Origin of the sequence: Lactobacillus apis (assembly GCF_002837055.1) — a bacterium.
GTDB lineage: Bacteria > Bacillota > Bacilli > Lactobacillales > Lactobacillaceae > Lactobacillus > Lactobacillus apis.
Window position 1 is genome coordinate 1 of record NZ_PDKP01000024.1, and the last position, 8,110, is coordinate 8,110.

8 protein-coding genes are annotated in these 8,110 nt (G+C 35.5%); 1 reads left to right on the plus strand and 7 read right to left on the minus strand.

Going from position 1 to position 8,110, the window contains the following annotated elements:
• On the minus strand, positions 1–573 hold a 573-nt coding region (locus CRG87_RS07250; RefSeq protein WP_133125495.1), incomplete at its 3' end, for an MFS transporter.
• Between the two features lie 128 nt (positions 574–701).
• On the opposite strand from CRG87_RS07250, the gene CRG87_RS07255 reads away from it, so the two are divergent.
• Positions 702–1,619 (plus strand): LysR family transcriptional regulator, encoded by a 918-nt coding sequence (locus CRG87_RS07255; RefSeq protein WP_074426224.1) that lies wholly within the window; start codon positions 702–704, stop codon positions 1,617–1,619.
• A gap of 159 nt (positions 1,620–1,778) precedes the next feature.
• On the opposite strand, the gene CRG87_RS07260 is transcribed toward CRG87_RS07255, so the two are convergent.
• The 6 genes from CRG87_RS07260 to CRG87_RS07285 all read right to left on the minus strand — a co-directional run.
• Positions 1,779–3,482 carry an adenine deaminase C-terminal domain-containing protein gene (locus CRG87_RS07260; protein ID WP_074426223.1) on the minus strand — a complete coding sequence of 568 codons (1,704 nt, stop codon included), beginning with the start codon at positions 3,480–3,482 and terminating at the stop codon, positions 1,779–1,781.
• Between the two features lie 54 nt (positions 3,483–3,536).
• A complete protein-coding gene (locus CRG87_RS07265; protein ID WP_074426222.1) occupies positions 3,537–4,589 on the minus strand; it encodes an ABC transporter substrate-binding protein in 1,053 nt (350 codons plus the stop codon).
• A gap of 25 nt (positions 4,590–4,614) precedes the next feature.
• Positions 4,615–5,805 carry an ABC transporter ATP-binding protein gene (locus CRG87_RS07270; protein WP_101138720.1) on the minus strand — a complete coding sequence of 397 codons (1,191 nt, stop codon included), beginning with the start codon at positions 5,803–5,805 and terminating at the stop codon, positions 4,615–4,617.
• 11 nt (positions 5,806–5,816) lie between these two features.
• Positions 5,817–6,605 carry an ABC transporter permease gene (locus tag CRG87_RS07275; protein ID WP_074426220.1) on the minus strand — a complete coding sequence of 263 codons (789 nt, stop codon included), beginning with the start codon at positions 6,603–6,605 and terminating at the stop codon, positions 5,817–5,819.
• A complete protein-coding gene (locus tag CRG87_RS07280) occupies positions 6,598–7,428 on the minus strand; it encodes an ABC transporter permease (RefSeq protein ID WP_074426219.1) in 831 nt (276 codons plus the stop codon). Before CRG87_RS07280 ends, CRG87_RS07275 begins: the two co-directional genes overlap by 8 nt.
• A 200-nt stretch (positions 7,429–7,628) precedes the next feature.
• On the minus strand, positions 7,629–8,110 hold a 482-nt coding region (locus CRG87_RS07285; protein WP_265734332.1), incomplete at its 5' end, for an Asd/ArgC dimerization domain-containing protein.

Here is an 8,110-nt window from a genome sequence, read left to right on the forward strand (position 1 = left end):
CTCAACTTTAGTAAACAAAGAACATGGTATTCCGATAACTAGCATTATGATTGCCAAAATGATGAAAGCTCTCCGCCAACCGTTACTTTGAATTATTTGTGAAGCAACTGGAGTAATAACTGCTAAAAAAATTGTGTTAAAGAAAGCACCTGCTGTAAAAGCAAAGTTTTTTCTTTTAACAAACCAATTATTTATTACTACACCTTGGACAACATAACCACTGAAACCACAGCAAATACCAACAATCGCAGCTAAAATATAAAATGCAATAACACTATTAGCCATTGAAAATAGCCATGTTGAAACTGCTGCAACTACAATGGATCCTAAAAGAATCATTGAAACATTAACTTTGTGAATAAACTTACCAACTAGCGTTGTACCAACGGCTGTTGCCAAAATTAATACGGTATAATAGTAAGAAACTGAGCCCAATTTTCCACCGCCAATTGAGTTAGCTAGTGGTGTTAAAAATAGGCCCATAACTTGTGTAAAGACACCCGCCACGATACCACAAAGTAGTCCTGTAGTGACTATCATTAGCCATGGATATATTTTCTGTTTATTACTCATTTATCCTTTCTCCTTTGTTAATTACTTTTATCACATTTATGTTAGCATTGAGTTAAGCACTTTCATCAGACATTACAGAAAGCAGCTTTTCCATTTTGGAAAAGCTGCTAATTATCTTCAGGTAAATTATGAATACTAATCAAATCAAATACTTTTTATCATTAGTCCGAACTCGAAATATTACACAAACTGCTAATCAACTATTTGTTTCTCCATCAACAGTTTCTAAAAATATACATAAGTTAGAAACCTTTTTGGGTACAAAATTAATCAAGCCTGGTCGACGTGGAATAGAGCTAACAACTAGTGGAGAATTTTTTTACGTTAAAGCCAAAAGAATATATAAAGACATTGATGATACTGTTACGGATATTAAAAATAGCAATTTAAAAGCACTTGAACCTATTACTATAGCCTTTACTGGATCACTGTTTGAAATAGAATTTCTTTCAAAATTTATTCAAGATCTAGATAATAGTTTGCAACCACGAATTAATCTTGAAATTTTTGATCCTAATGATGGTAACGGCATATCAACCTCATTAATTCAGGGTAAATATGATTTTGTCCTATATCAAAACGACTTTTTTATTGATAAAAAAGAAATTACTTTTAAACCTGTTTTTTCGTCTGGCCTTTCTGTTATTGCCTCAAAGAAAAATCCTTTAAGTAAGAAAAAAAACATAGGTATCAAAGACTTATTTAAGCAAGATGTTTACATCTGGAATTCAGTTCCACCTTTGCCTCTCATTAATCATTTTAAATTTGAACTATCATTAAAATATCCGGAATTCAATTTCAAGAGTATTAGTGATGAAGTGGTACTCGAAATTTTTTGTGCCAGTAATCGTTGCTTAGGGATTGTTCCAAGTATTCTTTACGATAAAGTTAATGAAAAACTTGATTTTATTTTGTTAAATTATAAGTTATCGTTTGAAAATGGCATTGCTTATCGAAAGGGCTACGAGCAAAAGCCCTATTTTCAAAAAATTTTTACAGCTTTGAAAAATGCGGAACTAGAAGAAAAGAAAAAGTGGATTGATTAATACCTTTGGCTTAGTTCTTTAAGCTACTATTGCTATAGCTAGAATTTATAATCATTAAAAAAGTGCTTCATAATAATTAGCTTGTGTGTCTAACTATCATGGAGCACTTTAACTTTTGTAAATTATAATCACTCAAATTAGAATTCTAAGTAACTACGCTTATTTAATTTCTTCAAGTAAAGGACACTTTTGCTGACTTTTGACATCAAATAAACCCTTATCTGAAATTTTGAAGCTTGGTGAAACAAGCAGAGACAGTGTTGAGAAGGACATAATTTCGTTAGTATTTTTATATCCTAGTTCTTGCATTGTCTTGCGGATTTTACCTATTTCACTACCGAGCACTTGCATTGGTTGGTCACTAGCAACTCCACCAATTGGTAGCTCAGCATTAGCAACTATTTCTTCACCTTTAGCAGCAATATAACCACCCTGCTGCTCAATTAATTGATGTTGAATTTTAAGCATTGCCTTTGTGTTGGTTCCCATTACCATCAAGTTATGATGATCATGTGCCCAGGTGGCGCCTACTGCACCGTCCTTGAGGATGCCGCGATCAACCAGGCCAACACTATAGCGACCTTCTTCACCGTTATAACGGTCTTGTACAAGAATCATAGCTAGGCCTGCTTTTTGCCATTGAACAATATTATTTTCTACTTCTAACTTAACTTGAATATGATTTGTGAAAGTACCAACTGGGTTAATTTGAATGACATTAGCCAATACGTCGCCATTACTTACCAAGTCTGTTTTGAGCACAAAGTCTTCACTGGTTAATTTAGGAGCATTGATTGAATGACGTAACGCCGGTAAAAACTGGTAATCAGTTTTTGTTTCAATATCTTCAGCATTTATCCCGTTTTTGTAAACTGCTTCAATTGACAAAGTCTTCGGATTATCCAAAATAACAAAGTCGGCTACTCTACCAGGGGCAATTGCACCGCGATCCCATAATCCCATATGACGAGCTGGTGTGTATGTTGAAATATAAATTGCTTCTTCTGGTGTCATCCCCATTTCGATTGCTTTTTTAACCAAATGGTTCAAATGACTGTGCAGTAAAGTGTCTGGCATTGAGTCATCTGTCACAAGGGCCACGTGCTCAAAATACTTATGCTCAATAATTGTGTCAATTACTTCTTGGTGCATTGACTTCAGCTGTACTTCAACAAACATCCCGTTACGAACTTTTTCATTAACTAAATCTGCCGTTTGTTGAGTGTGATCAGTAGTGATACCTGCATACAAAACTTTAGCCAAATCTTCACCAGCATATGCTGGAACATGTCCCTCTAATGGTAATGTAGGCTTTTCTTGACGGCAAGTTTTGATAATATCTTTGATTAATGTTTCACGTGGTGATGTCATTCCTTTAAAGTTCATCACCTCACCCAAGCAAATAAACCGGGGATCTTTAAGTAGCTCCTGAACCTCTTTGACACCTATCTGGCCACCAGTTGTTTCCATATCTGGATTAGTCGAAGGAACAGACGAAGGAATACCAAAGAAAATATCAATTGGTGCTGGTTCATCAATAAAGTTTTTGAGTCCCTTAATACCAGCAACATTGGTTATTTCATGGTCATCCGCCACAATTGTCGTTGTACCGTATTTTAAAATCGTTTGACCCATAATTGCTGGCGTAGTCATTGAAGAGTCAATGTGCATGTGGGCATCAACAAATCCCGGAATTAAGTACTTACCTTTTAAATCAAGTGTTTTCTTTGCTTCAATTCCTGGCAAATCTGTATTAATCCAATAGAATTTTCCGTCTTTGACTGTTACTTGTGTGTCAACAAATTTACGCAGAAATACATTAAAAATATGGCCGTTTTTAATCAACAGATCAACTTGTGTCATTTTGCCTCCCATAAATAAAGAGCTGGTTTTAGCCAACTCTTTTATTTTTCCTTATTACTGATTCATTATCTTGTTCCACTGACTTATCCACGAAGACATGTGACTATTCACATAGAAGAAATCAATTGTCTTTGCTCTTTTAGCAATGTCACCGTAAGTCTTATTTGTTGCCTCTGCAGGTGACAATTCAACTTGTGAGTTAACCGGTGCATTATTAAGTGACTTAGCACCAGCAACTTTTTTCTGGTTTTCTTTGCTTAGTCTAAAATCAATGTACTTGTAAGCAGCGTCCGCATTTTTGCTATTCTTTAAAATCGCAATATTGTCATAGTTTGCATAAGTACCTGAAGCTGGCACCATGTACTTCAAACTTGGATTTGTCGCTTTCAACATTCCAACAGCATAGTCACCAACAACTGCAACAGTAATTTCGCCAGTCTTAAACATGTTACTCAAATCTGAACTTTGTGCATAAGTTTTTACAACATTTGGCTTCAACTGTTTCATTGCCTGAAACGCTGCCTTACCATCATCCTTAGTCACATCAACATTAGCATGGTCACCTGCAACATAGAGCATTGCAGGACCAAAAGTTGTTGCAAAATCTGGTACGGCAATCTTACCCTTTAGTTTCTTTGACCATAAGTCATTCCAATCTTTGATTTGAACTTTCTTTGGATTGTAAATGATCCCTAAACTATTAACAGTGTATGGCACAGTATTAGTTTGTTTAGCTAGCTTTTGTTGATCGCTCGATAAATACTTAAAGTTCTTAATTTTTGAAAAATCTAACTTTTTAAACAGTTTCTTTTTAGAACCTGTAATCGCATTATTTTGTGCTAACTCAATCACATCAACTGTTGAATTAGGGTTGTGTTCTATCTGCGTTAAACGAGTTGAACTATCACCAAATTGCGTAGAAACTTTCACATTATTTTTCTTAGCATAAGGATCAAGAACATCTGAACGCATTTGCTTCGTTGATAAACCAAAGGTTGATACAACCAATTTACCACTATTTGTACTAGATGAACAAGCCGTGGTTGCAATAGCAGTTCCGGCAACGATAAAGCTGGCAGCTGCCAAGCAAGCTTTTTTGAATTTCATAATAATAAAAAACCTTCCTGAATATTTACTCTGACAATGGATGAAGATGTTTAGCTGGGAGTGTGAGTTTGACCTCATCCCCTGAACTTCGCATCTTCTGTCTTGCTTCCTCAACTTGGAAGTCACCCAATTCTGAATGAATAGTGTATTTAAAACTTTGTCCCAAATATTCACGACCAGTAATCGTACCAGTCAAAGTGTTTTCAGTACTATCTGCATTCAATTGAATGTTTTCGGGGCGAATGGTAAGAACTTTTGCATTCTCATTATTTTCTTCAGTTGTTAATCTCGTGCCCTTGACTGCAATATGATAACTATCCTCACGGTTGTCTGCATTAACTGGAATAAAGTTGTCGTAACCAATAAACCGAGCCACATACTCAGTACGCGGATGATGAAAAATATTTTCGGGACGATCAAATTGTTCAATCCGTCCTTGATTCATAATTAAAACTTTGTCAGAAATTGCAAAACATTCTTGTTGATCGTGTGTAACAAAAAGAACTGTCATTTTCATTTCTTGCTGTAATTTACGAATCTCTTCGCGCATTTTTAAACGTAANCGATCAAATTGTTCAATCCGTCCTTGATTCATAATTAAAACTTTGTCAGAAATTGCAAAACATTCTTGTTGATCGTGTGTAACAAAAAGAACTGTCATTTTCATTTCTTGCTGTAATTTACGAATCTCTTCGCGCATTTTTAAACGTAATTTAGCATCAAGGTTACTTAATGGCTCATCCATCAATAGCATCTCTGGATTAGTAACTAGCGCCCTTGCCAAGGAAACTCGTTGTTGCTGTCCTCCAGAAAGTTGTGCTGGAAATTGACTTGCTAGGTCGCTTAAACCCGTCATTTCAAGTATTCCACTCACTTTTTCATTAATTTCCTGCTTTGGTAATTTGTGCATTTTTAAGCCAAACGCCACATTATCGAAAACATTTAAATGTGGAAATAGGGCATAACTTTGGAACACCATCCCAAAGTTGCGTTTATACACCGGTGTTTTGGTAATGTCTTTACCATTAACTAAAATTTGTCCTGCAGTTTCTTGAATTAGGCCCGCAATTATTCTTAAAGTTGTAGTTTTTCCACAACCCGAAGGTCCTAGAATTGAAACTAATTCACCATTTTCAATTGTAAAAGATATATCCTGCAAAACTTTAGTTTTACCATCATATGATTTTGCTAAATTTTTTACTTCTAAATTTGCCACACTCAAAACCCCTATTTAGTAATATTGCTAATGCCAATTACTTTTTCAACTAAGAACATCATTAGCGCTGTAAAGACCATTAAAACAACTGAAATTGCAGAAACAGTTGGATCATAATTGTTTTGCAAATAGTTTAGAATTGCTGGTGGCAGCATCGTAAGCGATGGTCCGTTCATGAATAATGAAATTGGAATATTATTGAACGAATTGATGAAGCACATCATAAAGGCCGCAATGATACTGGACTTAATATTAGGTAAAACAATCAAAAAGAATGCTTTTTTAGGTGAACAGCCGCAGACCCAACTTGCTTCCTCAATATGACTGTCCATCATCAACATACTGGCTGTGATTAACCGAATGACATACGGTAAGCACAAGAGAAAGTGACCAATAATTAAGCTGATAAAAACTGGCAGTTTAAAGGTAATAACAGCCGTTTGATACAGCGCAAATCCAATTACAATTTCAGGAATTAAAGTCGGACTTAGAAAAAATGATTGAAACCAAGCTGCATGATGCAGATTATAGCGTGTTAAAGCATATACAGCAGGAACACCGATAATTAAGGCTAAAAAGCTGGCAATTAGTGCCACCAATAGGCTTGACTCAAAGCCGGTAATAAAGTCAGGTTGCTGAAAAATATTGCTATACCACGAAAGGGTAAAACCTGTGATTGGTAAGGAAATCGAGCTTTGATTATTAAATGAAGTTATAACCACCAGAATCAGTGGCAACATAATCAGCGCCAGAATAATAAGTGAAATAATGGTTAACGCTTTATTTTTACGATTAAGCATTAGTCATCCTCCGGTCTAGGCGATAGCTTAATCGCTTCATAAGCCACATCGAAAGAGCTGAGATAACGATTAAGATCAAGGCAATTACACTGGCATTTTGCCAATTTCCTAATGTCATGGCCTGTTGATAAATTAAAGTAGCCATCACCAAATGACGATTACCACCAAGGATTTGTGGTGTAGTATATGCTGTCATTGTGCCGGCAAAAACCAGGATACATCCCGTTAAAATGCTTGTAGCAAGTTGAGGAATAATAACCTTGAATAAAGTGTGCCATGGGCTAGAGCCCAAAACAGCAGCAGCCTCTTCAATTTCGATGTTTAATTCTGCAACACTACCAATCAAAGTATTAATCATGATTGGCAAAAACAGATAAACCGAGCCAATAATAATCGACGTATTGGTATATAGAATGTTTAGCGGTGCTTTTATTAAGTGCAGTGAGAGCAATAATTTGTTAATTATGCCATCACGACCCAAGATAATAATCCAAGCAAAGTTTCTAACAACAGCGTTAGTTAACATTGGAAAAAGAATTAGTAAGTTCAGCACCTGTCTAACGGTCTTTTTTTGTCTTCCAATCCATAACGAGATAGGTAATCCAAGAATCAAAACAATAATCACTGTTAAAACTGCTATCAAAAATGTTCTTCCAATTACTGTCCAGTTATAAGAGCTTTTTAGAAACTGTGTATAAAGCGCAAAAAAACCTGCTTTACTCTGGAACGTTGGAATTGCGATTTCAATTAATGGAAAAAAGGTAAAAACCAAGACGCCAAAGAATGCAGGTATTAGTAACCAAACTGCGGTTTTCCGATTCATATATTACCTCCGATTGATTCTAGATTATCTATTTTTTAACAATCTGTCAAGGCAAAATCCGAATATATTTATTTATATAGCTTTTAAAAGTTTGTCTTTTATTTCGGCAAGTTTTTATATAAAATAAAAATATATATGTATAACCATAAAAAACGAACAATAAAAAGCCACAGGTTTTTCTGTGGCTTTTTGATAAATGTTTAATTTGTTTGATGTACTAGGTCATCGCGTACAAGACACTCTGCAATTTCGACTGTATTGCTAGCTGCACCACGCAATAGGCTGTCAGCAACAACCCACATCTGAAAGGCACCATCATTTTCTTGATCTTGGCGAATGCGTCCAACAAAGGTTTCCCGTTTACCAGCTGCTAAAAGTGGCTGCGGGTAAACTTGTTTGCTAGGATCATCTTGCAAAACTAAACCGGATGTTTTAGCAATCTCTTCTTGTATTTCAGCAGTAGTTGCCGACGAATCCTTTACAACAAAATAAACTGTTTCACCGTGACCAATTTCAATTGGAACTCTCACACAAGTTGCGGTTACTTTAATTTCACCCGCATTTTGATCATTAAGCAAAATCTTTTTAGTTTCATGAATCATTTTCCACTCTTCATGCGTGTAACCATCATCTTCAAACACATCAATCTGCGGCAGCAAATTAAATGCCATTGGATAATGGC

Coding starts and splice junctions, on each gene's coding strand:
- CRG87_RS07255 (WP_074426224.1), top strand. CDS start 702: ATGAATACTAATCAAATCAAATACTTTTTATCATTAGTCCGAACTCGA.
- CRG87_RS07260 (WP_074426223.1), bottom strand. CDS start 3,482: ATGACACAAGTTGATCTGTTGATTAAAAACGGCCATATTTTTAATGTA.
- CRG87_RS07265 (WP_074426222.1), bottom strand. CDS start 4,589: ATGAAATTCAAAAAAGCTTGCTTGGCAGCTGCCAGCTTTATCGTTGCC.
- CRG87_RS07275 (WP_074426220.1), bottom strand. CDS start 6,605: ATGCTTAATCGTAAAAATAAAGCGTTAACCATTATTTCACTTATTATT.
- CRG87_RS07280 (WP_074426219.1), bottom strand. CDS start 7,428: ATGAATCGGAAAACCGCAGTTTGGTTACTAATACCTGCATTCTTTGGC.